26 protein-coding genes and 2 pseudogenes are annotated in these 24,823 nt (G+C 64.2%); 11 read left to right on the forward strand and 17 right to left on the reverse strand.

What is annotated here, in order from left to right; all coding sequences use genetic code 11:
* Positions 1 to 144 precede the first annotated feature (144 nt).
* On the reverse strand, positions 145 to 1,029 hold the full coding sequence (locus tag D0Z70_RS22645; protein ID WP_119750341.1) for a bestrophin family protein: 885 nt from the start codon (positions 1,027 to 1,029) through the stop codon (positions 145 to 147).
* 215 nt (positions 1,030 to 1,244) lie between these two features.
* Between D0Z70_RS22645 and D0Z70_RS22650 the strand changes: the two genes are divergently transcribed.
* Together D0Z70_RS22650 and D0Z70_RS22655 are read left to right on the forward strand one after the other, a co-directional pair.
* Complete coding sequence (locus tag D0Z70_RS22650; RefSeq protein ID WP_239019088.1) at positions 1,245 to 2,483, forward strand: dicarboxylate/amino acid:cation symporter; 1,239 nt, start codon at positions 1,245 to 1,247, stop codon at positions 2,481 to 2,483.
* The gene (locus D0Z70_RS22655) at positions 2,480 to 3,076 is read left to right on the forward strand and encodes a Pr6Pr family membrane protein (RefSeq protein ID WP_119750300.1); all 597 of its coding nucleotides are present in this window, start codon (positions 2,480 to 2,482) and stop codon (positions 3,074 to 3,076) included. Before D0Z70_RS22650 ends, D0Z70_RS22655 begins: the two co-directional genes overlap by 4 nt.
* On the opposite strand, the gene D0Z70_RS22660 is transcribed toward D0Z70_RS22655, so the two are convergent.
* The 5 genes from D0Z70_RS22660 to D0Z70_RS22680 form a co-directional block, all read right to left on the reverse strand.
* The gene (locus D0Z70_RS22660; RefSeq protein WP_017181657.1) at positions 3,073 to 3,252 is read right to left on the reverse strand and encodes a hypothetical protein; all 180 of its coding nucleotides are present in this window, start codon (positions 3,250 to 3,252) and stop codon (positions 3,073 to 3,075) included. The genes D0Z70_RS22655 and D0Z70_RS22660 overlap by 4 nt on opposite strands.
* Before the next feature lie 5 nt (positions 3,253 to 3,257).
* Positions 3,258 to 4,547, reverse strand: a complete 1,290-nt coding sequence (locus D0Z70_RS22665; RefSeq protein WP_119750303.1) for an adenylosuccinate synthase — start codon at positions 4,545 to 4,547, stop codon at positions 3,258 to 3,260.
* 144 nt (positions 4,548 to 4,691) lie between these two features.
* Positions 4,692 to 5,822, reverse strand: coding sequence for an ATP phosphoribosyltransferase regulatory subunit (locus tag D0Z70_RS22670; protein WP_119750306.1), 1,131 nt, complete (start codon positions 5,820 to 5,822; stop codon positions 4,692 to 4,694).
* Positions 5,823 to 5,956: 134 nt separating this feature from the next.
* A complete protein-coding gene (gene serA, locus D0Z70_RS22675; RefSeq protein WP_119750308.1) occupies positions 5,957 to 7,537 on the reverse strand; it encodes a phosphoglycerate dehydrogenase in 1,581 nt (526 codons plus the stop codon).
* A gap of 139 nt (positions 7,538 to 7,676) precedes the next feature.
* A complete protein-coding gene (locus tag D0Z70_RS22680) occupies positions 7,677 to 8,840 on the reverse strand; it encodes a phosphoserine transaminase (protein WP_119750310.1) in 1,164 nt (387 codons plus the stop codon).
* 174 nt (positions 8,841 to 9,014) lie between these two features.
* Here D0Z70_RS22680 and D0Z70_RS22685 point away from each other — a divergent pair, with 174 nt between their 5' ends.
* The 4 genes from D0Z70_RS22685 to dapD all read left to right on the forward strand — a co-directional run bounded on the left by D0Z70_RS22685 (position 9,015) and on the right by dapD (position 12,472).
* Positions 9,015 to 9,680, forward strand: a complete 666-nt coding sequence (locus tag D0Z70_RS22685) for an extensin family protein (protein WP_119750312.1) — start codon at positions 9,015 to 9,017, stop codon at positions 9,678 to 9,680.
* A gap of 197 nt (positions 9,681 to 9,877) precedes the next feature.
* Entirely contained in the window at positions 9,878 to 10,756 is an 879-nt protein-coding gene (locus D0Z70_RS22690; protein WP_119750314.1) for an LOG family protein, read from the forward strand.
* A 211-nt stretch (positions 10,757 to 10,967) separates the two neighbouring features.
* Positions 10,968 to 11,639, forward strand: a complete 672-nt coding sequence (locus D0Z70_RS22695) for a pyrimidine 5'-nucleotidase (protein ID WP_119750316.1) — start codon at positions 10,968 to 10,970, stop codon at positions 11,637 to 11,639.
* A complete protein-coding gene (gene dapD / locus D0Z70_RS22700) occupies positions 11,636 to 12,472 on the forward strand; it encodes a 2,3,4,5-tetrahydropyridine-2,6-dicarboxylate N-succinyltransferase (RefSeq protein WP_119750318.1) in 837 nt (278 codons plus the stop codon). The genes D0Z70_RS22695 and dapD overlap by 4 nt, the downstream gene beginning before the upstream one ends.
* A 75-nt stretch (positions 12,473 to 12,547) precedes the next feature.
* Here the strand turns inward: dapD and D0Z70_RS22705 are convergent, their stop codons facing one another.
* The 4 genes from D0Z70_RS22705 to D0Z70_RS22720 are packed head-to-tail and all read right to left on the reverse strand — an operon-like array spanning position 12,548 to position 15,734.
* Positions 12,548 to 13,537 (reverse strand): DUF2891 domain-containing protein, encoded by a 990-nt coding sequence (locus D0Z70_RS22705; protein WP_119750320.1) that lies wholly within the window; start codon positions 13,535 to 13,537, stop codon positions 12,548 to 12,550.
* Complete coding sequence (locus D0Z70_RS22710; RefSeq protein WP_119750323.1) at positions 13,534 to 14,469, reverse strand: DUF979 domain-containing protein; 936 nt, start codon at positions 14,467 to 14,469, stop codon at positions 13,534 to 13,536. The genes D0Z70_RS22705 and D0Z70_RS22710 overlap by 4 nt, the downstream gene beginning before the upstream one ends.
* Complete coding sequence (locus D0Z70_RS22715; RefSeq protein ID WP_119750325.1) at positions 14,466 to 15,134, reverse strand: DUF969 domain-containing protein; 669 nt, start codon at positions 15,132 to 15,134, stop codon at positions 14,466 to 14,468. The genes D0Z70_RS22710 and D0Z70_RS22715 overlap by 4 nt, the downstream gene beginning before the upstream one ends.
* A gap of 12 nt (positions 15,135 to 15,146) precedes the next feature.
* Complete coding sequence (locus tag D0Z70_RS22720) at positions 15,147 to 15,734, reverse strand: PAS domain-containing protein (RefSeq protein ID WP_239019087.1); 588 nt, start codon at positions 15,732 to 15,734, stop codon at positions 15,147 to 15,149.
* Between the two features lie 121 nt (positions 15,735 to 15,855).
* On the opposite strand from D0Z70_RS22720, the gene folE reads away from it, so the two are divergent.
* Together folE and D0Z70_RS22730 are read left to right on the forward strand one after the other, a co-directional pair.
* A complete protein-coding gene (gene folE, locus D0Z70_RS22725) occupies positions 15,856 to 16,473 on the forward strand; it encodes a GTP cyclohydrolase I FolE (RefSeq protein WP_119750327.1) in 618 nt (205 codons plus the stop codon).
* A gap of 16 nt (positions 16,474 to 16,489) precedes the next feature.
* The gene (locus D0Z70_RS22730) at positions 16,490 to 17,455 is read left to right on the forward strand and encodes an NAD(P)/FAD-dependent oxidoreductase (RefSeq protein ID WP_182914090.1); all 966 of its coding nucleotides are present in this window, start codon (positions 16,490 to 16,492) and stop codon (positions 17,453 to 17,455) included.
* Between the two features lie 4 nt (positions 17,456 to 17,459).
* Here D0Z70_RS22730 and D0Z70_RS22735 read toward each other — a convergent pair whose 3' ends face one another.
* Together D0Z70_RS22735 and D0Z70_RS25105 are read right to left on the reverse strand one after the other, a co-directional pair.
* Positions 17,460 to 18,053, reverse strand: a complete 594-nt coding sequence (locus tag D0Z70_RS22735; protein ID WP_119750329.1) for a nitroreductase family protein — start codon at positions 18,051 to 18,053, stop codon at positions 17,460 to 17,462.
* A 66-nt stretch (positions 18,054 to 18,119) separates the two neighbouring features.
* Positions 18,120 to 18,290: a hypothetical protein gene (locus D0Z70_RS25105; protein WP_182914091.1), complete on the reverse strand. Its 171-nt coding sequence runs from the start codon at positions 18,288 to 18,290 to the stop codon at positions 18,120 to 18,122.
* Positions 18,291 to 18,437: 147 nt separating this feature from the next.
* On the opposite strand from D0Z70_RS25105, the gene D0Z70_RS25760 reads away from it, so the two are divergent.
* Together D0Z70_RS25760 and D0Z70_RS22740 are read left to right on the forward strand one after the other, a co-directional pair.
* Positions 18,438 to 18,563: a hypothetical protein gene (locus tag D0Z70_RS25760; protein WP_275402239.1), complete on the forward strand. Its 126-nt coding sequence runs from the start codon at positions 18,438 to 18,440 to the stop codon at positions 18,561 to 18,563.
* A complete protein-coding gene (locus D0Z70_RS22740; RefSeq protein ID WP_119750331.1) occupies positions 18,560 to 19,261 on the forward strand; it encodes a response regulator in 702 nt (233 codons plus the stop codon). The genes D0Z70_RS25760 and D0Z70_RS22740 overlap by 4 nt, the downstream gene beginning before the upstream one ends.
* Positions 19,262 to 19,375: 114 nt before the next feature.
* On the opposite strand, the gene D0Z70_RS22745 is transcribed toward D0Z70_RS22740, so the two are convergent.
* The 5 genes and pseudogenes from D0Z70_RS22745 to htpG form a co-directional block, all read right to left on the reverse strand.
* Complete coding sequence (locus D0Z70_RS22745) at positions 19,376 to 19,636, reverse strand: hypothetical protein (protein ID WP_119750333.1); 261 nt, start codon at positions 19,634 to 19,636, stop codon at positions 19,376 to 19,378.
* Positions 19,637 to 19,827: 191 nt separating this feature from the next.
* Positions 19,828 to 20,481, reverse strand: a complete 654-nt coding sequence (locus D0Z70_RS22750; RefSeq protein ID WP_119750348.1) for a glutathione S-transferase — start codon at positions 20,479 to 20,481, stop codon at positions 19,828 to 19,830.
* A gap of 320 nt (positions 20,482 to 20,801) precedes the next feature.
* Positions 20,802 to 21,632 carry a 23S rRNA (adenine(2030)-N(6))-methyltransferase RlmJ gene (locus tag D0Z70_RS22755; protein ID WP_119750335.1) on the reverse strand — a complete coding sequence of 277 codons (831 nt, stop codon included), beginning with the start codon at positions 21,630 to 21,632 and terminating at the stop codon, positions 20,802 to 20,804.
* Between the two features lie 775 nt (positions 21,633 to 22,407).
* Positions 22,408 to 22,536, reverse strand: a pseudogene (locus tag D0Z70_RS25890) (IS91 family transposase); the annotation flags it as partial.
* Positions 22,537 to 22,564: 28 nt separating this feature from the next.
* Positions 22,565 to 24,451: a molecular chaperone HtpG gene (htpG, locus tag D0Z70_RS22760; protein WP_119750338.1), complete on the reverse strand. Its 1,887-nt coding sequence runs from the start codon at positions 24,449 to 24,451 to the stop codon at positions 22,565 to 22,567.
* Between the two features lie 114 nt (positions 24,452 to 24,565).
* On the opposite strand from htpG, the pseudogene D0Z70_RS22765 reads away from it, so the two are divergent.
* A pseudogene (locus tag D0Z70_RS22765) lies at positions 24,566 to 24,682 on the forward strand (IS110 family transposase); the annotation flags it as partial.
* Positions 24,683 to 24,823 lie beyond the last annotated feature (141 nt).

Here is a 24,823-nt window from a genome sequence, read left to right on the forward strand (position 1 = left end):
ACGTCCACGCGCTAGTGACAGCCTAAAACCCTGCCCATGATGGCTCAATCACCGCATAGCCGCGCGCAACCAACAACCATAACCAACCCGCCCGGCCAAATCGCCGCTTACGCAAAGGTCTCCAAAGGGAGAGGGCTTAAGCCCTTACCACAACACCCCGCGCACTGGCCTCAGCGGTTCCGGTGCAGGGTCGCCGATGGACTGGAGCAGGTCGATCTCGATCGTGCGGCACATGGCGGTGAGCGACACGTCATGGACCGTGTTGGCGAAGGGATCGACCAGATCGTCGCCGATCCGCAGCACCGCCAGGAACATGAGGCCTGCGACGGTGGACCCCAAAGGCGTCGCCAGCCCCAGCGTCTCGACCAGCCCGATGGGCAGGAAGAGGCAGAAGAGATGGGTGAAGATCGTCGGCAGATAGCGATATTGCACCGGTAGCGGAGTATTTTTGAGCCGCTCCATCCCGCCCTGCGCATTGGCGATGTCGACCAGCACCGCCTCCATCTGGGTCTGCTGGATCGTGTCGATCCACCCTTCACGCCGGGCAATATCGATGCGCCGCCCGGTGCTGTCGAGCAGGCCGTTGGCCGGATTGGTGCGGGCCAACGCCAGCCCCTTGTCCTTTTCCTCCAGAAAGCGGGTGACATCGTCATCGATCGGCAGCCGCCGCAACTGGCAGCGCAGCGCGTTGACATAGGCGATCTGGCGCTTGACGATTTCGCGCTTCAAATCCCGCCCTTCGGGATCGGGCAGGAAATTGCGGGTCGCGCGCGCCAGGCTGCGTGAGGCGTTGATCATCGCCCCCCACAGGGTGCGCCCTTCCCACCAGCGCTGATAGGCCGAATTGGACCGGAACCCCAGGAATAGCGCCAGCGCGGTGCCGAAGATGGTCAGCGGCAGTTCGGGCGCCTTGAACGGCAGCACATAATAAGCGATCGTGACGGCACAGTCCCACACGAACAGGATGGTCAGCGGCTTCCACACTTCTGTCGCCATGCGGCGCAGACTGGGGACGGGATCAACGATCATGCGGGTCTCCAAAGGACAGGACCGCGCTAACGCAAGAGGCGCGCAAAAGCTCCCTTGATGCTATAGCGAAATGACCTGTGTGATAGTGCAACTTGCAGCCGTGCCGGACCGTTGGACAGCTACGGTAATATAAGGACAGGCGATTGACCGGCACGAGCCCCGAAACAAGCGCTGAGACCGGCACCAGGACGGCAGCCCTGTCGCTCCAGTGGCAGATGCTGGCCGGGTTCGTCATCGGGCTGGTGGTGGGCCTGACCGTCTACATGACCGCGCCCGACGCGCGCTGGGTCGATCATGTCACCACCTATGTCACAGGGCCGATCGGCCAGATTTTCCTGCGCCTGCTGTTCATGCTGGTCATCCCGCTGCTGGTGTCGGCGCTGATCGTCGGCATTGCCGAGATGGGGGAGATTCGCGCCCTGCGCCGCGTGGGGCTGCGCACATTAGTCTATACGCTGGTCGTGTCGGCCATTGCGGTGGCGGTCAGCCTGCTGGTGGTCGATCTGTTGCGGCCGGGCGCGGGGATCGACCCTGCCATGGCGCGGGCGATGCTGAGCGAGGCAGGACCGGGCGCGCAGGCGATACTGAGCCGGGGTAATGATGCGCCGCAGGGGATGGCCGCCTTCATCGCGATCGTCCCCGACAATATCGTCGCGGCCATGGCGGGTAACGACATATTGGCCGTCATGGTCTTTGCCCTGTTTTTCGGCATCGGGCTGATGCTGGTGCGCACGCCGCAGACCCAATTGCTGCTAAGCGCGATGGAAGGGCTGCTGGCGGTGACGATGCGGCTGATGGGGCTGGTCATCCGCCTGGCCCCGATCGCCATCGCCTGCTTCATGTTCAACCTGGCGGCGCATTTCGGCTGGGACTTGCTGATCCGCTTGTCCGCCTATGTCGGCGTGGTGCTGCTGGCGCTGGCGATCCAGATGTTCGGCGTCTATTCGCTGCTGATCGCCTTCATCGCCAAACGATCGCCTTGGCGCTTCTTCGCCTCGGTGCAGGAGGCGACGGTCATGGCCTTTGCCACCGCATCCTCCAACGCGACCCTGCCGACCGCGTTGCGCGTGGCGGAAGAGGAATTGCGCCTGCCCCGCCGCATCGCCCGCTTCGTCCTGACCATCGGCGCGACCGCCAACCAGAATGGCACGGCGATGTTCGAGGGGATCACGGTGATCTTCCTCGCCCAGTTTTTCAGCATCGACCTCAGCATCGCCCAGCAGGTCATGGTGATGATGATGTGCATTTTGGGAGGCATAGGTACGGCGGGTGTGCCGGCCGGATCGCTGCCCGTGGTGGCGATGATATTGGGCATGGTCGGCATCCCCCCTGAAGGGATCGGGCTGGTGCTGGGGGTCGACCGGCTGCTCGACATGTGCCGCACCGCGCTGAACGTAACCGGCGATCTGGTCGCGGCGACGGTGATCGCGGCGGGTGAGGAGGATCGGGCATGACGGCAAGGATGGCGGCGGCGATCGTGGCCCTTGTCGCACTGGCCGGGCTGGTCGTGCAGTTCGCAGCGACGCTCGATCAGACCGGGTCGGTTGCGGGCACGCTCTGGGTATTGCTGCGCTACTTCACGGTGCTGACCAATCTGTTCGTCGCGCTGGCCTTTGGCTGGGTTGCGATCGGTGGCCGACCGCATCCGCGCCGATTGGCAGGCGTCATGCTGGCGATCCTGCTGGTCGGGATCATCTATGGCCTGCTGCTCCGCGGACTGTTGACGTTGAGCGGCGGCGCGCTGCTCGCCGATACGCTGCTGCACAAGGTGACGCCCGTGCTGGTCCCCTTGTGGTGGATCGCCTTTGCGGTGCGAGGCCAGTTGCGATGGCGCGATGCATGGGGATGGACGCTGTTTCCCGCGCTCTATTTGCCCTATGCTTTGCTGCGCGGCATGGCGGAGGGACGCTATGCCTATCCGTTCATCGACGTCGCGAAGATCGGCATCGGGCCAGTGCTGGTCAATGCCGTGCTGATCGCGATAGGCTTCGTCGCGGCAGGCCATGCACTGGTCTGGATCGACCGGCGCATGGCCCGGAGCGGCTAACGCAGCTTGGCGATGTTCAGCCCGTCTTCCTTGGCGCGGGCCTTGGTCGATTCCTCGGTCCGGGTCAGCGCCTTGGCAATGGCCTTGAGGCCCATGCCCTTCTTCGCCAGCAGGTGCAGCTTCTGGATTTCGTCCTGAGTCCAGGGCTGGCGATGCCGTTCAAACTTTTCGGCCATCGCCCTTAATCCGCGAAGGGATCGCGCACCAGGATGGTATCCTCGCGCTCCGGGCTGGTGGATACGAGCGTGACCGGGCAGCCGATCAGTTCCTCGATCCGGCGGATATATTTGATCGCCTGCGCCGGAAGGTCGGCCCAGCTGCGTGCGCCGGCGGTGGTGTCGTGCCAGCCTTCGATCGTTTCGTAGATCGGCTGTGCCTTCGCCTGATCCTGTGCATGGGCGGGCAGATAGTCGTAGGTCTGCTCGCCAATCTTGTAGCCGACGCAGATGTTGAGCGTGTCGAATCCGTCGAGCACGTCGAGCTTGGTCAGCGCGATGCCGGTGACGCCCGACACCGCGATCGACTGGCGCACCAGCACGGCGTCGAACCAGCCGCAGCGGCGCTTGCGCCCGGTGACAGTGCCAAATTCATGGCCGCGTTCGCCCAGCCGCTGGCCGGTGGCATCCTCCAGTTCGGTCGGGAACGGGCCGGAGCCGACGCGGGTGGTATAGGCCTTGACGATGCCCAGCACGAACCCCGCCGCATTGGGACCAAGGCCGGTGCCGCTGGCCGCCGTGCCTGCGACCGTGTTGGACGAGGTGACGAAGGGATAGGTACCATGGTCGATATCGAGCAGGGTGCCCTGCGCGCCCTCGAACAAGATACGCTTGCCCGCCGCCTTGGCGCGGTTGAGCGTCAGCCAGACCGGCTTGACGAAGGGCAGGATGAAGTCGGCAATCTCGGTCAGTTCCGCCATTAGCGCGGCGCGGTCGATCGGCGGTTCGCCAAAACCGGCGCGCAGCGCGTCGTGATGGGCGGTCAGGCGATCGAGCTGGGGACCAAGATCATCGAGATGGGCAAGATCGCACACGCGGATGGCGCGGCGGCCGACCTTATCCTCATAGGCCGGGCCAATGCCGCGCCGGGTGGTGCCGATCTTGCCAGCGCCCGACGCATCCTCGCGCAGTCCATCAAGGTCGCGATGGAAGGGCAGGATCAGCGGGCAGGTTTCGGCGATCTGGAGATTGTCGGGCGTGATCGACACGCCCTGCCCGGTCAGCTTGGCGACTTCATCGCGGAAATGCCAGGGGTCCAGCACCACGCCATTGCCGATGACGGACAGCGTGCCGCGCACGATACCCGATGGCAGCAGCGAGAGTTTATAGACTTTCTCGCCAACGACGAGCGTGTGGCCCGCATTATGGCCGCCCTGGAAACGGGCGACAACATCGGCGCGCTCCGACAGCCAGTCGACGATCTTGCCCTTGCCCTCGTCACCCCATTGGGCGCCGATCACGGTTACATTTGCCATGGATACAGATCTCCGCCCGCCGCGCGGACCGGCCATGCCCTTCGACGGGACTCGACATGCCGGTAGGATCGATTGGGCGCCCGACAGAATTATGGGGCCCCCTGTTCGCGCGGCGGTTAACCCCGCGGCTGCCCCCAAGTCAAGTCAGAAGGCGCGAAGTTCCGCGCCGTCGAGCCAGTGGGAACAGCGCAGGGTCGCGCCATCTTCATCGCCCACCAGCGCAGCGACGGTATGCCAGCCCTCCGCCCGCAGTTCGGCAGCGCGAATTGCGTCCGCGCCCAGCGGCAGGAACAGGCGTTTGGGTGCCTCGTCACCAAAGCCCGCGTCGATCAGCGGATCGGGATAGAGCGAAAAGCCGATGGCCGGTTCGTCCTGCCCGTCGGCGCGCAATATGGCGTAGCTGCCGCCCCGGCCGATTTCGCCGATGAAGCCTTCGGCAAAGATCGAGAAGCCGAACCAGTTCTGATATTCAAAGCCGTGCCGTTCGGTCGGGTCGAGCGTGAGCGTGATGTCCCAGCCGATCGGTCTGGCGATGGCGCGCAGGCCCGCGATGCGGCTGTTGATCGCACCGCCCAGCTGCGCGTTGAAGGCTTCGAGTCGCTCCATCGCGGCGTGGAAGGGGCCGGTCGCCTCGATCAATGGGAGATAGGCGGCGGCTTGCGGGCCGAGGGCGACGAGCGCGCCTGCATCCTTCGCATCGAGTTCGGTGCGCACCGCTTCCAGCTCGTCCGCCGCCAGCGGCAGCGGCCCGGCGGCCAGCATGTCGATGAGGTCAGGCAGGGTGAAGTCGATGGTGAGACCACTGACGCCCGCCGCCTGCAATGCCTCGATCGCGACATTGACGATCTCCACTGCGGCGGCGACGCTGTCCGACCCGATCAGTTCGGCCCCGACCTGCAATTTCTCCCGTTCGGGGCGCAACTGGTTGGCCTTGAGGCGGATCACCGGCCCGGCATAGGAGAGGCGCAACGGGCGCGGTGCGGTGGCGAGGCGGGTCGCGGCGATGCGGCCGACCTGCGCCGTCATGTCCGGGCGCAGCGCCAGGCTGCGCTGCGACACCGGATCGACGGCGCGGACCAGATCCTGCGCGCGCATGGATTTGAGCCGCTGGGTCAGCGTATCCTCAAACTCGGCAAGCGGCGGCATGACCCGCTCATAACCATGGGTCGCGACCGTATCCAGCACGCGCCGCGCGAGGCGGGCGGAGGCTTCGGCCTGCGGTGGCAGGCGGTCGGATAATCCTTCGGGAAGAAGGCCGGGCGGGATCATGGTCATGGCTTGCGCCTTTAGCGGAAAATTGGCGCTAGGCCATCCCCATCCACCGTTCGGGCTGAGCCTGTCGAAGCCCTGTCCTTTCAAGAAGAACAGTCCTTCGACAGGCTCAGGACGAAAGGATTAGGGGTCAGCCCTTATGCGAAGCGCAGCACCTTGACCTGTTTCACGCCGGTCAGGTTGCAGATTTCCCAGCGGAGCGGCTCGGTGACGGTGCCGTCGACAGACAGCAGCAGCACGGCTTCGCCGCCCTGGTTGCGACGGCCGAGGTGGAAGGTGCCGATATTGACGTCGGCGGCGCCCAGCGTCGACCCCAGGCGACCGATGAAACCGGGCGCGTCCTGGTTGACGATGTAGAGCATGGTGCCGTCCAGATCGGCCTCCACCTTGATACCGAACAGTTCGACCAGACGCGGGCTTGCGTGGCCGAACAATGTGCCAGCGACCGAACGCTGGCCGCTTTCGGTGGTAACGGTGACGCGCACCAGAGTCTGATAGTCGCCTTCGCGATCATGGCGCACTTCGCGCACGTCAAGGCCGCGCTCCTTGGCCAGGAAGGGCGCGTTGACCATGTTCACCGTGTCCGAATAGACGCGCATCAGGCCCGCCAGCACGGCGGCGGTGATCGGCTTCTGGTTCAGTTCGGCGGCATGGCCCTCCACCTCGACCGCGACGCCGGTGATCTGGTCGCCTTCCAGCTGGCCGACCAGGCTGCCCAGTTTCTCGGCAATCGCCATATAGGGCTTGAGCTTGGGGGCTTCCTCTGCGCTCAGCGACGGCACGTTCAGCGCATTGGTGATGCCGCCGTCGAGCAGATAGTCGGACAGCTGATCGGCGACCTGCAACGCGACATTGACCTGCGCTTCGTCGGTCGATGCGCCCAGATGCGGGGTGCAGATGAAGTTGGGGGTGCCGAACAAGGGCGATTCCTTGGCCGGTTCGGTCTGGAACACGTCGAGCGCGGCGCCCGCGACCTGGCCCGAATCGAGCGCATCCTTGAGTGCGGCTTCGTCGATCAGCCCGCCGCGCGCGCAGTTGACGATGCGCACGCCCTTCTTGGTCTTGGCCAGATTTTCGCGGCTCAGGATATTGCGGGTCTGGTCGGTCAGCGGCGTGTGCAGCGTGATGAAGTCGGCCTTCGCCAGCAATGTGTCCAGATCGGCCTTTTCCACGCCCATTTCAACGGCGCGTTCGGGCGTCAGGAAGGGATCGAAGGCGACGACCTTCATTTTCAGGCCTAGCGCGCGGCTGGCGACGATCGAGCCGATATTGCCCGCGCCAATGAGGCCCAGCACCTTGCCGGTGACTTCCACGCCCATGAAGCCGTTTTTGGGCCACAGGCCCTGCTGGGTCTGGGCGTTGGCTTCGGGAATCTGGCGCGCCAGCGCGAAGATGAGCGCGATGGCATGTTCGGCGGTGGTGATCGAATTGCCGAACGGGGTGTTCATGACGATCACGCCCTTGGCGCTGGCATAGGGAATGTCGACATTGTCGACGCCGATGCCGGCGCGGCCAATGACCTTGAGGTTGGTGGCGGCGTCGAGGATGTCCTTGGTCACCTTGGTCGAGCTGCGAATGGCAAGGCCGTCATATTGGCCGATCATGGCCTTCAACTCTTCGGGAGTCTTGCCGGTGATGACATCGACGTCGACGCCACGCTCCCGGAAGATCGCGGCGGCGCGGGGGTCCATCTGGTCGGAAATAAGGACTTTGGGCATGGATTTTATCCTTCAGGAATAAGAAAGCCGTTCGGGCTGAGCGAAGTCGAAGCCCTCCACTGAGCGAAGCGAAGTGGCCTCCCTTCCGGTCGGCCGAGCCCTTCGACTTCGCTCAGGGCGAACGGGAACAGGCAATATTTTAAGCGGCGGCCTTCACGGTCGCATAGGCCCAGTCGAGCCAGGGACCGAGCGCTTCGATGTCGGCGGTGTCGACGGTCGCGCCGCACCAGATGCGAAGCCCGGCGGGGGCGTCGCGATAGCCGGCGACGTCAAGCGCCGCGCCTTCCTTTTCCAGCAGGGCAGCGAAGGCCTTGATAAAGGCTTCGTCGGCCCCCGCGACGGTCAGGCAAACGCTGGTTTTCGAGCGCGAGGCTTCATCGACCGCGAGATGGCCGAGCCAGTCGCGCTCCGCCACGATCTTGTCCAAAGCGCCAGCATTAGCGTCGCTGCGGGCGATCAGGCCAGCGGCACCGCCGATCGACTTGCCCCATTCCAGCGCGAAGATCGCGTCCTCGACCGCCAGCATGGAGGGGGTGTTGATCGTTTCGCCCTTGAACACGCCTTCGGTCAGCTTGCCCTTCGACACGAGCCGGAACACCTTGGGCAGCGGCCAGGCGGGGGTGTAGCTTTCGAGCCGTTCGACGGCACGGGGACCAAGGATCAGCACGCCATGGCCGCCCTCGCCGCCCAGCACCTTCTGCCAGGAGAAGGTGGCGACGTCGATCTTGGTCCAGTCGATGGCATAGGCGAACACCGCGCTGGTCGCGTCGGCGAAGGTCAGGCCTTCGCGGTCGGCGGGAATGAAATCGGCGTTCGGCACGCGCACGCCCGACGTCGTGCCGTTCCAGGTGAACAGCACGTCGTTGCTGAAATCGACCGCCGACAGATCGGGCAGCTGGCCATAATCGGCGCGGATCACGGTAGGGTCGAGCTTCAACTGCTTGGCCGCGTCCGTCACCCAGCCTTCGCCGAAGCTTTCCCAGGCGATGGTCGTGACCGGGCGCGCGCCCAGCATCGTCCACATCGCCATTTCAAACGCGCCAGTGTCGGAACCGGGCACGATACCGATGCGGTGGGTGTCGGGCAGGTTCAGCAGCTCGCGCATCAGGTCGATGCAGTAGGCGAGGCGGGTCTTGCCGATCTTGGACCGGTGCGAACGGCCCAGCGACTCCGTGGCGAGCGCAGTGGCGCTCCAGCCGGGCGGCTTGGCACAGGGACCGGACGAGAAAAAGGGACGGGCCGGAAGGGTTGCGGGCTTTACGGCAGGCGCAACGGTGGCGTCAACGGCAGTCAAATCAGTCATATAGCTTCTCCTTACAGAGAGCAGCGCGGCGTTGGGACCGCGTGGCCCGTCGGCCGCCCTAAAGATTTCGGCTGAACTGTCAAGGCGGTTGCAAAAACGGGACGAACCGATGGGGCCGTTAACCAACCGCAAGATTTGCCCTGCTACCATGGCTGGCTCCTGATAGAGCGGGCGATGACGATGAGGATGTTTCGCGGCGCGGCGCTGGCCGTGACGATGGCGATGATGCTGAGCGCATGCGGCGGCGATCTGGTGCCGCGCGGGCGGGTAGCGCGAGTCTCCAAGCCTGTCCGTCCGGCAGCGCCGCCACCGATGGAAGTGCGTCAGTGCCTAGCAAAACTCAATGCGCAGGCGATCGCCTACACCCCGCTGCCCGACCGGACATTTGGCGGCGGATGCAGCGCGGTGGGCAGCGTCAAGCTGATCGACTTTGGCGTGCCTGCGACCAATTTGGGGGCGATGACCTGCCAGCTGGCCGCCAATTTCGCCGCCTGGGCGCGTTATGGCGTGCAACCGGCCGCGCGCACCATATTGGGGACGGAGATTGTGCGGATCGAGACATTCGGCACCTATAATTGCCGCCCGATCGCAGGCAGCGGCAAATTATCCGAACATGCCCATAGCAACGCGATCGACATTGCCGCTTTCGTGCTGGCGGACGGGCGGAGGATCAGCGTCGAGCAAGGCTGGAGCGGCGACCGGGAGACACGCCAGTTCCTGAAAATCGTCCATGCCAGCGCCTGCAAGCGGTTCAACACCGTCCTCAGCCCCGATTATAACGCGGCCCATCACGACCATTTTCATTTCGACATGGGCGGACGCGGCGGCTTTTGCCGCTGAGCGCTGAACAAAAACGCGGCGGCTTTTGCCGCTGAAATCAGCCACTTAAGGACGTGTTCCCGCGCAGGCGGGAACCCAGTTCAGAGCATGGGACTGGGTTCCCGCCTGCGCGGGAACACTTGCCCTGAATGGCCGCCTCCTTCTGCCTGAACGCAGCAGACTTGGCTTTGTCATTACCGCGCACTAAGTTGGTGCGAATGACGAAAAAAGACATTGAAGAACGCAAATTCCGCCCCGCACGACAGGAGGCGGCAGACGCCCGCAAGGCGATCGACACACCCCAGACCAGCAGCAGCGCCTATCGGCTGGCCTTTCAGGACACAGAATTTCTGCTGCGCGAAGATTTGCGCCCGGTCCGCTTCCAGCTGGAGCTGCTGAAGCCCCAATTGCTGATGGATGAGGCGCGAATCGAATCGACCTTCGTTTTCTATGGCTCCGCGCGGATTCCCGAACCCGACCAGGTGCAGGCGCGAATCGACGCCGCGACCACGCCAGAGCAGAAGCGCATTGCCGAAAATCTGGGCAAGAAAGCGCATTATTATGACGAAGCCCGCAAATTGGCGAGTATCGCGGCGCAATATCCGGTGAATGAGGCGGGATGCCGCCACTTCGTCGTCTGTTCGGGCGGTGGCCCCTCAATCATGGAGGCGGCCAATCGCGGCGCGGCCGATGTCGGCCAGACCACGATCGGCATGAACATCGTCCTGCCGCATGAACAGGCACCCAACCGCTTCGTCACGCCGGAGCTGAGTTTCCAGTTCCATTATTTCGCGCTGCGCAAGATGCATTTCCTGCTGCGCGCGCGCGCGCTGGCGGTGTTCCCCGGCGGGTTCGGCACGTTCGACGAGATGTTCGAGCTGCTCACCCTGATCCAGACCGGCAAGATGAAGCCGATCCCGATCCTGCTGTTCGGCAAGAGCTTCTGGAACCGGGTGGTCGATTTCGAAGCGCTGGCGGATGAAGGGGTGATCGCGCCCGCCGACCTCAACCTCATCACCTGGGTCGAAAGTGCCGAGGAAGCGTGGCAGGCGGTGCAGGCATTCTATCATGATAGCGAGCCGCTGGGGTGCGACTAACCCCCTCTCCCCCATGGGGGAGAGGGAAGCGAGACTTGGCGGCTTTGCCGCCTAGTCGCAGCCGGAGAGGGGGTGCGCCGCACGCCAGGTCCTCCCCCTCTTCCAACTTCGCCTAGGCCCTTCGGGCCAAGGCTGCGTATCCTTCTCCCCCACGGGGAGAAGGTTTGTTGTGGCCCTTGCCCTCATCCCCGCATCGCTCTAGGGCGCGGCCATGCTTGGCGATCTGGCCCATGTCGACACCTGGATCTTCGATCTGGACAATACGCTCTATCCGGCGAAGGCGGACCTGTTCGCGCTGATCGACGTGAAGATGGGCGAATTTATCCAGGGGCTGCTGGGCTGCGACCCGGTGGTCGCGCGGCAGACGCAGAAGCGGTATTTCATGGAACATGGCACGACGCTGTCGGGGCTGATGCACCATCATGGTATCGAGCCGCGCGAATTTCTCGACTATGTCCATGACATTTCGATGGACCGGCTGGCGGTCGATGCCGACCTGAACGCCCATATCGCCGCGCTGCCGGGCCGCCGCCTGATCTTCACCAATGGCGACGCGGCCTATGCGGGGCGGGTGCTGGACAAATTAGGTCTGAGCGACACATTCGAGCAGATCCACGACATCCACGCCTGCCAATATGTGCCAAAGCCCGACCCGTCGGGCTATGCCGAACTCTGCCGGGTCCATGATGTCGATCCGACCCGCGCCGCCTTTTTCGAGGATATGGCCCGCAATTTGCGGCCCGCCAAGGCGATCGGCATGGCGACGATCTGGGTCAATAATGGCTCGGAAGCGGGCAATCACGACCATCATCCCGATTTCATCGATTTTGAGACCGACCATCTGAGGCCTTTTCTGGCCAGCATCCTTGGGGAAAGCGCATGACCGACCTGCAAACCACAATCGACGCCGCCTGGGAGGACCGGGCCAATGTGAGCCTGACCACCCAAGGGCCGGTGCGCGACGCCGTGAACGACGCGCTGGCATTGCTCGACAGTGGCAAGGCCCGCGTCGCCGAGCCGGTGGACGGCGGCTGGCAGGTCAACCAGTGGCTCAAAAAGGCGGTGCTGCTCTCCTTCCGTCTCAACGACAATGCGCTGATCGAAAATGGTCCCGGTGGCGGTTTCTGGTGGGACAAGGTGCCGAGTAAATTTGCCGGCTGGGCCGAGGCGGAATTCCGCGCCGCCGGTTTCCGCGCGGTGCCGGGTGCGTTCGCGCGCGCTGGCGCCCATATCGCCAAGAATGCGATCCTGATGCCCAGCTTCGTCAATATCGGCGCATTCGTCGATGAAGGCACGATGGTCGACGCGTGGGTGACGGTGGGCAGCTGCGCCCAGATCGGCAAGAATGTCCATCTGTCGGGCGGCGTCGGCATTGGCGGCGTGCTGGAACCGTTGCAGGCCGATCCCGTCATTATCGAGGATGACTGTTTCATCGGCGCCCGGTCCGAAGTGGTCGAAGGCGTGCGCATCGGCAAGGGATCGGTGCTGTCGATGGGCGTGTTCATCGGCCAGTCGACCAAGATCATCGACCGCGCGACCGGCGAAATATTCATGGGCGAAGTGCCGCCCTATTCGGTGATCGTCCCCGGCAGCCTGCCCGGCAAGCCGCTGCCCGACGGCACGCCCGGTCCCAGCCTCTATTGCGCCGTGATCGTCAAGCGGGTGGACGCCCAGACCCGGTCCAAGACAGGGATCAACGATCTGCTGCGGGACTGATCGGTCCGGGGGGCGTCCCGTCGATAGCCCCCTCCGTCAGCCCTGCGGGCTGCCACCTCCCCGTGCCGGGGAGGATCATTCCAGCGCCAGCAGCGCGAACGTCGCCAGCCAATGTTCCCCCATATAGTCGCCTGCGACATGGGGCAGGCTGGCGGCGATGTGGCGCTGCGTCGCGTCGATCGCCAGCGGCGCAACCGGGTCGTCCGGTCCCAGCGCCATGGCAATCGCGCGCCAGCACCAGGCGCGGCTGAGGTTCAGGCCATCGAGATGGGCGATCTTGCCATCGCTGCGATCCGACACGGTGGCCGGGGTGAAGAGCGTCGCCGGTTCGCCCTGCGCCAGATGCGGCAGGAAGGCGTGGAACCAGTCGGCAAAATCGGCCCGCGGCAGCAGGCGGCTCATCAGCAGCGCCTCGCACAAGGCAGGCGAGAGAAATTCGTCGCCGCCCGGCTCCCATGCCTGGCAGGCGCGATCCTTGCCGAACCAGTGCAGCGCCCGGTCGCGGATCATCGCCACCAGCGCGGGATCGCGCGTCTCGGCCCATTCCAGCGCCAGCACCAGCGCGAAGGCGATGTTGAAATGGGTGCCGACCCGCAGCGGATAGGTGAGCTTGGGCAGGAAGCCATGGAAGCGCGCCGCGAACGCCAGCGCCAGCGGCTCGACTGCCGCTGCCCAGGGCGCATCATGCCCCGCCAATTCGCCATGCAGTGCCAACAACCACGCCCAGCCATAGGGCCGCTCGAAACCGGTGGCGGTGGGCCGCGCGAGAAAGGCGAGTTCGCCCGCCACCTTGTCCGCCACGAGCATCGCGTCGGCCTGCGCCCGGATCGCAGCGGCCTGTGGCATGTTCGGGTAAAGGCGCAGCAGCCGCATCACCTGCCACCAGCCATGGACGCAGCTATGCCAGTCGAAACTGCCGTGGAAGATCGGGTGATGATCGGCCGGTTCGCGCGCATCCTGTGGCCCGGCCAGCACCAGATCCATCTTATAGGGATAGCGCCGCCCCAGATGAGACAGGGTCAGCGTGGCAAAGCGATTGGCCATGTCGGGGGTCAGGTGCGTCATGGAAAAGCCAGCCAGTAAATGAGGGCGATATTGACGGCGAGCAGCGGCAGGGCGGTGCCGACCTGTTGCCTAATGACGCCATGCTTGTCTTTCAGTTCCAGCAGGGCGGCGGGGACGAGGTTGAAATTGGCCGCCATCGGCGTCAGCAGCGTGCCGCAGAAACCCGCGAGCATCCCGATGGCGCAGACGATCGCGGGATCGCCATGATAGGTGCGGATCAGCAGCGGGACGCCGATCGCGGCAGTCATCACCGGGAATGCGGCAAAGGCATTGCCCATGACGATGGTGAAGATCGCCATGCCAAGGCCATAGGCGATCACTGCGCCCAACAGGCTGCCCTGCGGGATCGCCTGGCTGACCAGCCCGCCGACCGCGTCGCCCACCCCGGCGAGCGCAAATACGGCGCCTAGGCTGGCGAGCATCTGCGGCAATATCGCCGCCCAGCCGACCTGGTCCATCAATCGCCGCCCCTGTTGCAACGGCACGACCGGCAACGCGCGCAGCCACAGGCACCCCGCGACCAGCGCGATCAGCACGCCCAGCGCCAGCGCAATGAGCGTCGCCTGCTTGCCATCGATCCAGCCGGGCATCTCCTTGAACAGCAGCGTGCCGACCAGCGCGGTTACCGGAATGACCAGCGCAATGACGAAAAGCCCGTTGCCAAAACGCCCTGCCCGTTCCTGCCGCTCCGCTTCCGCCACCGCGCCGCTGCCCCGGCCCAGCCCGGATGCCGCCAGCGCCACCAGCCCCAGCACCAGCACGCCATTGCCAAGGTCGCCCAATGCATCCCCGGCCCACATCGACAGGGCCAGCAGCGCCCAGAAGGCAGCGGTGCGCCGGGCGCGCGGATTGCTTTTGTCGGCCACGCCCAGCAGCGCAAAGGCAGCGAAGATCGCCCCGGCCAGCGCATAGACCCAATGGAGCGTGATCATGGCCGATCCGCCCGGTTGAGGCGACGATCGAGCCGCCACAGCCTGAACCCGTGGATCAGGAAGGCGGCGATCGCGGTCGGGATCGCCCAGACCGACAGCTGGAGCGGCTCCAACAGGATGCCATATTGCTCCAGCAGCCCCTTGATCAGCAGGATCGATCCGATGGCGAGGAAGATATCCTCGCCAAAGAACAGCCCGACATTGTCGGTCGCCGCCGCCATCGCCTTGACCTTCTCCCGCTCCCCGTCATCCAGATCGCCCGCCTGCCGCTCGGCGGCGGCCTCCGCGATCGGCGCGACCAGCGGGCGCACGGTCTGCGCATGGCCCGCGACCGATGTCAGCCCGACCGCGGCCAGCCCCTGCCGCACCAGCAGATAGCCGGTCAGGAACCGGCCCACCGTCGCCCCGCGCATCCGCCCGATCAGCCCGCGCGCCCGCTCCTGCAACCCATGCGCCTCCAGCAGGCCGACCACCGGCAGCACGATCCAGATGATGCTGACATAGCGCGCCTCGTTAAACGCCTTGCCAAAGGCGGCGAGGATAGCGACCGGATCAAGTCCGGCGGCGATGCCGGTGACGACCGCGGACGCGAGGATGACGAGCAGCGGGTTGAAGCGCAGCACGAAGCCCGCGACGATTACCGCAATGCCCAGCAGCACCCACATCAGCCAAGCGCCTTAATAGCCAGCCTCGATCGCCAGCCTGATTCCCTCCGCCCCGGTCCTGACGCCAAGCGCTTTCAGCATCGCGGCGCGGTGCATCTTCACGGTGCGTTCGGTCAGGCCCAGATCCCAGGCGATCTGCTTGTTGAGCTTGCCTGCCGCCATCGCGATCAGCACGTCGCGCTGGCGCGATGTCAGTGCGGCGATCCGTTCGCGCGCGCCGGACGATCGCTCCGCCCCGGCAGCGTCCGGGGTTTCCACCGCCATTTGCGACCCCAGAAAATAATCCAGTTCGCCATCCACGCCAAAGATCGGCGCGACCATCACCGCGTTGCGAAACGGCGTGCCGTCCTTGCGATAATTCAATATCTCCACCAGCACCGGCCGCCGTTCGCGCACGCCGGTGCGGATCGTTTCGGTCAGCCAGGGTTCGGTGTCCGGCCCGGACAGGAAGCGGCAATTGCGCCCGACAATTTCATCCCGCGTATAGCCGGTCAGGGCGATGAACGCTTCGTTGCATTCGACAATCGGATTGTCGGGCAGGCGCGGGTTGCTGATGACGGCAGCGATCGCGCTGTTGGCGATCATTTCGGACAAGGACATGGTCACTCACAGACTGGCGGGCGATCGGCGGATGCGATGCCCCTTTGGGCATGTTGCCCCAAATGCCCTGCCTGCCGCAAGCAGGCTGCATCAGGCCCCTGATGAACGAAAGGGAAAGGCCATGAATTTCATCCCCGGCGATCTTGGCGATTATGCCTTCGACGATGAAGGACGCCCGCTCGTGCCGCAGGCCGTGCAGGACGCGGTGCGCACGCTTATTCGCTGGGCCGGGGACGACCCGGAACGCGAAGGCTTACGCGATACGCCGGCACGGGTCGGCCGGGCATGGCGCGACTATTGCACGGGCTATGAGGAAGATCCCGGTCGCCATCTGTCCCGCACCTTTCAGGAAGTGGGCGGCTATGATGAGATCGTGCTACTCAAGGACATTCCGTTCCAGTCGCATTGCGAACATCATATGGCGCCGATCACCGGCAAGGCGTCGATCGCCTATCTGCCGCGCGACCGGGTGGTGGGCATATCCAAACTCGCCCGCGTGCTGCACGGCTTTGCCCGGCGGTTGCAGGTGCAGGAACGGCTGACGGCGGAAGTTGCGCAGAGCATTCAGGACCATCTTCAGCCCCATGGCGTTGCCGTGGTCATAGAGGCGCAGCATGGCTGCATGACCGGGCGCGGCGTGCGCACCCCCGGCGTTGCCATGGTCACCAGCCGCCTGCTCGGCTGCTTTCTCGACGATCGCGCCAGCCGCCGCGAACTGCTCGCGCTGATGGGCTATTGAAACGGGGCATGACAGGGTGACGCTGGCGATCATAGGCGCAGGCATGGCAGGGCTGGCCTGCGCCGACCGGCTGGCGGAGGATGGCGTCGCCGTGCGCCTGTTCGACAAGGGGCGCGGGCCGGGCGGGCGCATGTCGTCCCGCCGGGTGGAAACCTCCGCTGGCATCGCCAGTTTCGACCATGGCGCGCAATATTTCACCGTGCGCGATCCGCTGTTCCGCGATCAGGTCGATGCCTGGGCCGCGGTCGGGGTCGTCGTCCCCTGGCCCGAAGCTGGCGCCGACGCCTGGATCGGCAAGCCGGCGATGAATGCGCCGATCCGCCACATGGCCGCGGCCCATCAGGTGGATTTCCAGCATCATGTCCATGGCCTGCAACGCGATGCCGCTGGCTGGTGGGTGCGGCTGGACACAGGCATGGAAGGGCCATTTGACGCCGCAATCGTCGCGCTGCCGTCCGAACAGGCCGCATCCATATTGGGCCTGCATGATCTGGCGATGGCGCGGGTGGCGATGACGGCGCGCTCGCAACCCTGCTGGACCGCAATGATCGCCTTTGACGAGCCGGTCGACCTGCCGGTCGATCATATCAGCGGCGGCGGCATCCTGTCTTGGGCGGCGCGCAACAGCGCCAAGCCGGGCCGCGACGGGCCGGAAGCCTGGGTCGTGCAGGCCAATGGTGCCTGGTCGGCGGCGCATCTGGAAGAAAGTCCGCACGTCATCGGTCCGCTACTGCTTGATGCTCTGGGGCAGATGACGGACGGCAAGGCGCTGCCACCTGTGGCGCATCTAACCGCGCATCGCTGGCGCTTTGCCATGTCGCGCGGCACCGACAATGGCGCGCTGTGGAACGATCATATCCGGCTGGGCGCGTGCGGCGACTGGCTGCTGGGACCGCGCGTGGAACTGGCCTGGCTGTCCGGCCGGATGCTCGGCGCACAGGTCGCGCAGGATATGACGCTCCCGCTCGCCGAGTCCGGTTGAAGCTCTAATCCACGAAATTGCCCGGTCGGGCGAACGCCGCGATATCCTTGCGATCGCTCGGCACTTCGCGCGCCTGCAAGGCTTCGGGCAGCACCGACTTGTCGCCCATCCGCCCGATCGCCACTGCCGCCTCGATACGGAACCGATCCGGCACGGCCAGTTCGGTGCGCGCGGCGTCGAAATCGACCCCGCTCATCGCATGAGTGTGATAGCCCAGCCGGGTCGCCTGCAACGCCAGCAAGGCCCAGGCCGCGCCCGCATCAAAACTGTGGCTGTGCGACGGCTTGGCATCGTTCGATCCCGGCGCGGCCATCAGCGTGTCGGACAGGACATAGACCAGCGCGCTGGCATGTTGCACCCAACTCTGGTTGAACGGCAGCAGGACGCCCAGAAACCGGCTCCAGTCCGCGCTGTCGCGATGAGCGTAGAGAAAGCGCCAGGGCTGATAATTGAACGCCGACGGCGCCCAGCGGGCCGCATCGAACAGCGTGTCGAGGTCCGCCTGCGGGATTGGCGAGCTGTCAAAGGCGCGTGGCGACCAGCGTTCCAGAAACAGCGGATCGACCGCGCGGGTCACGGTGCGGGGATTGGTGGCCATGAAGGCTCCTTGCATGAACGTGAAAGACCGGCGCAATATAGGGTGGATATTGCAGTTGCGAAGGGGTCAGCGCATCGCTTCAAATGGTTGGCCGGACAGATCGCCCGGATCGCGCGCCCGCATGAAGGCGTCGGCGTCCCGTTCCAGCAGAATCACCGTGGGTTCGCGCAACAGCGCCTGCGCCAGTCGCGCCCGCAACCGGGCAAAGCGCCCATCCTGTCCCCGTCGTTCGATCATGCATCCTCCGCGCCGACTCATGCAGCTTATCTATCGATCCTATAGACAAACGTCGCTCAAGCAATGCTGGGGAGCAGGACAGAAATGCTTTTGTGCGGAGGTGCGTCGTGGCCATGCCATCGTCGAGGCGTTCCCCAAGCCATGGGCATGAGCGTTGCTGCACGCACAATGACAGATCCGGCCTTGACCGATCCGGTCGGTGCCTGCTTCACCCTGACACTGCCCCAGCCGCTCATCCTGTCCGATCCCCCCGTTGACGGAAACCATCCATGACCCTGCGCCACTGCCTGCTCATCATCGACGACGAACCGCAGATCCGCCGCCTGGTCCAGGCCGCGCTGACCCGCGCCGACTATGATACAGTGGAAGCCGCCACCGCGCGGGAGGGGATGGATGCGTTGCGCCGGGTGCGTCCTGCGATAACCCTGCTCGATCTAGGCCTGCCCGATCGTGACGGGCTGGAACTGGTGCCGCTGATCAAGAAGGAGACGGACACCACGCTGATCATCCTGTCGGCGCGAGACGGCACGGACGAGAAGGTCGCGGCGCTCGATCTGGGGGCGGACGATTATCTGACCAAGCCGTTCGATACCGACGAACTGCTGGCGCGGGTGCGGGTGGCGCTGCGCAACCGGCTGGCCCGCGCGGGCGGCGCGGCGCAATTGCAGGCCGGTAATATCGTCATCGACCTGCTGGCCCATATCGTCACGCGCGACGGACAGGAAATCCATCTGACGCCCAAGGAATATGGCGTTCTGGCCCAGCTGGCGCGCTTTCCCGGCCGGGTGATCACCCACAAACAGATCATGGACCAGGTATGGCCCAACGAATATGCCCATCATGTCGAATATCTGCGCGTCCTGGTCCGCACCCTGCGCCAGAAGCTGGAGGCAGACCCGCAACGACCGCAGATCATCTGCAACGAACCGGGGATCGGCTATCGCCTGAAAATGACGGATATTGGGGCATGACCGGTATCTGAGGCGATGGTCGCCGGAATCGGGTCAGGCCGGTCTGGCAGGACCGGCCACCCGTCTCCATTACGGGCAGGGCCCGCTCCCCAGGAGCGGGTGCCTGCGATAGCATCAGCGCTGGGCCAGCTGGACGCTCGACTTGCGGCTGATGGTCAGGCCGTTGCGTGCCCATTCGGCCTTCGACTGGCACTGGGTCACAGGGATCAGCGAACCGGTCACGGTCTCGCGGAAGCAATAGCGGTCGGTCTTGGCGTCATAGGTCACCTTGGCCTTGCCAAAGCTGCCATGCGCCTCAGCGAACGCCGGGGTGCTGGCAGCCGAAACGGCGAGGGTGGCGGCGGCAACGGCGGCGGCGAAAGCGATGGTCTTCATGATATATGTCCTTCCCTGAACAATGGTTGGCGATCCGTTTTGGATCATGCCAACAGCATTGCAGGAGGCGTGCCAGTTTGAAAAAAGCCCGGAAAAACGAGGTTTTTTACGGCATTTTATTAAAATGCGCTGAATATTTTGCCAGCAGTTAGGATTTCATCCGAATTATCCGCAAATATTTCGCGCAAAAGTCAGAAATCGCCTGGAACACCCCTTGCAGGCCCAAAAACCACTGGCGCGTCGCCTTCGCGCCACGGCGCGATGCGCAGCATGGCGGCGGCGAACAGGGGGCTTTGCAAATGCCCGTCGAGCCAGCGGCGCAGATGGGGCAGCGCCTGCGCCGTAAACCAGGCCGGGTCGATCGCCGCGAACTGACGGACGAAGGGGACAATCGCCATGTCGGCCAACCCCCGCGTCGCACCGCACAGCTGATCGCTCCCGCCCAAACGCCGGTCGAGCCTATGCAACCAGTCAAGCGCCGCGGCGCGATGGACCGCCGGATCGCTGCCATGGCGGTCGGGATATTTGGTGCGGTCCAGATGCGCCTTGAACGGACCGTCATTGGCCGCGACCAGTCCGGCATCGTCGCGCATCAGCCACCCCTCCGGGTCCGACCGTGCCAACGCCCAGCGCATGATGTCCAGACTCTGGTCGATCACCTGCCCGTCGGGCAATTGCAGCACCGGCACTGTCGCCTTGGGCGATGCCTGCCGCAGCGCGTCCGGCTTGTCACGCAACACCACCTCGCGCAGCGTAACCGCCTGCCCGCTCACCAGCAAAGCCAGCCGCGCGCGGATCGCATAGGGACAGCGGCGGAAGCTGTAGAGGATGGGGAGCGACGACATGGAGACCGTCATCCCTATCGTGCAATGCTCCCCGTACTGCAATGGCTTGATGGGGGAATAGCGAGCCTTCTCCCCGCACTTGCGGTTGGGTGGCATAGGTCAATCGCCTGTTGCCGGAAGGTCGTGGGATTTAGCTGTCGTTCCCGGCATCCTTGGCCACCGCTGCTTTTGAGAGAAAGCGGACCTGCCGGCGTTCACGGGTGAACGTGAAACACAAGCAGCGATGTCACCAACCAACCTCCCGCAGCAAACGAATCTTGCGAGATGCCTTGTTGCAACTTGCCGCGTAGCAATGCCTCGTTTGGAGGAAGGGGGGCATTTTAATCGCCCAACCAATCGGCTGTGATCTCGCCCCTATGCCCCTCCGGTGCCAGTGCGACGCGCAGGGCTTCCAGCAGAGGCGGTAGCGCCTGCGTGAAGGCGTAGGGCGGGTTGACGATATAAAGGCCCGCGCCGTTATAGATGCCGGGTTGCTCACCATCGTACAACCAATGCTCCACCATCAGCAATTTGGGGATGCCGAGCCTGCGCAACTGCTGTTTCCACCGCCAATGCGTGGCGCGGTCTTTCAGCGGATACCAGATCACCGTCACGCCATGTGCCCATTTGCGGTGAGCGGCGGCGAGGGTGGCGGTGATCCGCGCGCGTTCGTCCGTCTGCTCATAGGGCGGGTCGACCACCACCACGCCGCGGGGCGTTCGGGTCGGCAGCATCGCCAGCCACAGCTCGTAAGCGTCGCGCTCATGCACGGCGGCGGATGTGCCGCGCATCACGCCGCGCAGGGCATAGGCGTCCTCGGGATGCTTTTCGTTCAGGATCAGGAAATCCTGCGGGCGCAGAAGCTGCGCCAATATTCGCGGTGAGCCGGGGTAGAGGTGCTGCTCGGCCCCGACATTCACCGCCTGCACGGCGGCGCGGTAGTCGTCCAGCAAGGGGTTCGGGTCGGCAAAGGCCCGCTGCACGCCCTGGGTGGACTCGCCGGTGCGTTGGGCCTCATCCCCGTCAAGGTCGTACAGACCGCAGCCGGCATGGGTATCGATCAGGGTCAGCGCGCCCGGCTTTTGCTGCAATGCCCGCACGAGGGCGATCAGCAGGCTGTGCTTCACGACGTCGGCGCTGTTGCCGGCATGGAAGGAATGACGATAATTCATTACGACTCAAAAATCCTGACGCTCAACTTTTATACATGCCGCTGGACGCAGTTGCCGAGCGCGAAGCGATTGAAGAAACCAATCCGGCGCCAGTGACCCGAATCTGAAGTTCGTCTCCTTATTTGGCAGGCGTTGAACAAACTTCAGATTCATAAAGGTCACTAGCAAATATCTGATTCTAGTGTGGTTTAAGGATTTGAAATTCGCTCCCAACCTTGCCGAAAAATGTGGCGAATTCCAAATCCACCACATTAGTATAAAGTCAGGGGGAAACCTTCAACGCACTTTTGCGCGAGGCCTCAAGCCTGCATTGGCGATTGTCACCAGAGGCGGATAGGCAAGCTTCCCCGCGCATGGGATGTTCGATGATCGAGGAACCGGACGCGACTGGCATTACCGCGAAGCGCCCGTTCGCCTGATGTCGGCGCCTGCTCATTTCAGTCACGGACTTGAACCCGCTCAATGCAGGACGACTTGGATTGTGAATGGTTTCGGGCGCTTGCGTACGAAAGCCTCCAATGCAGGAACCCGCGGGCCCAACGCGCTGGTCTATGGGTAAAAGGGTTTGGGATGGTTCTGGCGGATAAGGGCTGCTGATCCAGAAGTAGGGTTGCTGGCCCGATCAACGTGATTTCGTACCGTGTCAGATTGCTGGTGGCGCTGGTCCTTCTGGCTGGCGTGCCCTGCGCCCGGCACCATTCTGGGATGGGCATGTGCTGGGTCATCGGCCAGGACACCATGGGCGTGACCGTCGTGCAAAGTGAGCCATGCCGGATCATGGCGTGTGTCTCCGGGCTGGGAATGCTGGCGCTGGCGGCGCGCGGAACTGACACCAGCGGGCGATGATCGGGCGGTTCGCCGGGGGTTCGGGCTCCTCGATCGGCGCAGCGACGCCCAGCAGCTTGCCAACCTCGCTATCGGGACATGATGGGTCAGTTCAGCGATTTCGTCATTAATCGCTCCAACCGCTCCGCAAAAGCGCGAGGATCGGCGGGTGGTTGACCTTCGGCGATGCGCGCCTCGTCAAGCAGCAGGAAGGCAAGGTCGGCTCGCTCCTCATCGCTCGCTCCGGTCTGGCCGAGCTTGGCGATCAGCATATGGCCGGCATTGACCTCCAGCACCGGCTTTGCCCGCTCGGGTGCCTGCCCCGCCGCTGCCAGCATCCGCTCAAGCTGCAGGTCCATCGCGCTTTCCGACGCGACGATGCACACGGCGCTGGTCGTCAACCGGTCGGACACCCGGACGTCGGACACCTGATCAGCCAAAGCGTCCTTGGCAAAGCTGATGAAGCTGCTCACATCCTCGCTCGGGGCATCTGTCGCTGCGCTGCCTTCAGCCAGCGGGATCAGGCTGAGGTCGGTCGCGCCTTGGGTCACCGACTTGAATGGCTTGCCGTCATAATCCGCACCAACGGTCGTCCAGAAGCTGTCGACCTGGTCGGGCAGCAACAGAACCTCGATCCCACGCGCCTTGAAACCCTCAAGCTGCGGCGATTGGGCGATCCGATCGAGATCGGTCCCCGTCGCATAATAGATCGCGGTCTGGTTGTCCTTGAGGGAAGCGGCATAGTCCTTGAGCGAGCGCCACTCGCCGTTCGACATGCTGGTTTTGAACCGGGCAAGGCCCAGCAACTGCGCGCGCCGCTCGAAATCCTCATAGAGGCCTTCCTTGAGCACCGCCCCGAAATTCTCCCAGATCGCGCGATAGCGATCTGGTTCGCTGGTTGCGATCTTGTCCAGTTCCGACAGGATGCGGTTGCTCACACCCTTCTGAATCGCGGACAGGACGGGGCTGTCCTGGATCATTTCGCGCGACATGTTGAGCGGCAGGTCGGCGGAGTCCACAAGACCCCGCACGAAGCGCAGGTAGCGAGGCAGGATTTCCGCCTCGTCGGTGATGAATACGCGGCGGACATAGAGCTTGATCCGACCCTTGCGGTCGGGATCGAACAGGTCGAACGGCTTTGTTTCGGGAATGAAGGTCAGTACCGAATATTCGTGCCGCCCCTCCGCGCGATAGTGGAGCGTCAATGCGGGCTTGTCGAATTGGCCCGCGACGCTGCGGTAGAAGTCGGCATAATCCTCTTCGCTGATATCAGACTTCGCCTTGGTCCAAAGTGCCGCCCCATCAGCGACCTGGCGCTCCTCCTCCTCGCTGCCCAATTCCTTGATGAAGATGGGCACGGGCACGTGGCCCGACTGCGCCTTCACGATCCGCTCGACCGTGTAACGCTCGGCATAGGTCTTTGCATCATCCAGCAGATGCAGGGTCACCCGCGTGCCGCGCGCTGGTGCCACCGCAGGGTCGACTTTCGCGATCGTGTATGTTCCCAGGCCGTCCGACGACCAGCTGGCGGCCTCATCGGTTCCCGCACGCCGCGACACGACATCGACATTCCCCGCCACCATGAAAGCGGAATAAAAGCCGACGCCGAACTGGCCGATCAACTGCTGGCCCTCGCCATTCTTGTCTGCGGTCAGCCTGTCCATGAAGGCCTTGGTCCCCGAACGCGCGATCGTGCCCAGCGTCTCCCCCATGTCGGCTGCGCTCATGCCGATACCATTGTCCTCGACGACGATTGTCCCGGCTTCCTTGTCGAGCGCCAGCGTGATGCGGGGTTGCGGGTCGTCGCCGAACAGGGCCGGATCGGAAATTGCCTCATAGCGCAGTTTCTCGCACGCGTCGGCCGCGTTGGAGATCAACTCACGCAGGAATACATCCTTGTCGGAATAGACCGAGTGCACCATCATGTGCAGCAACTTGGAAACATCCGCCTCGAAGGCATGCGTTTCAGGGGCGCTCACGGTGTCGGTCGTCATGGGTCTTCGCTCTCTCATATGGCAGACTGTGCGACGGTCAGATGGATCGCATGGGATTTCCATTCAAGAGGTGAACTTGAAAGCTCCGCCCTTCTTGGCCCCGCCTGTGAAAAGAAGCCGCACGTCAAACGCGGGAAGAACGATGCAGCGGACGCTGAGGCGATCTGCGAAGCAGTAACGCGGCCGACTATGCGGTTTGTCGGGATCAAGTCACCGGAGCAACAAAGTGCAAAGCTGACGATCGGCGCTGCGTATGCATCCGGTGAAATACGCAGATCAGGCCGCTTGGCGTTGATCGTCTGTGACGCGCCAGTTCCAGGGAAGCAGTTCGTGGAGCCGGCTCTGTGGGATGTCGGCGATGCGGCTGAGCAC

Origin of the sequence: Sphingobium terrigena (assembly GCF_003591655.1) — a bacterium.
GTDB lineage: Bacteria > Pseudomonadota > Alphaproteobacteria > Sphingomonadales > Sphingomonadaceae > Sphingobium > Sphingobium terrigena.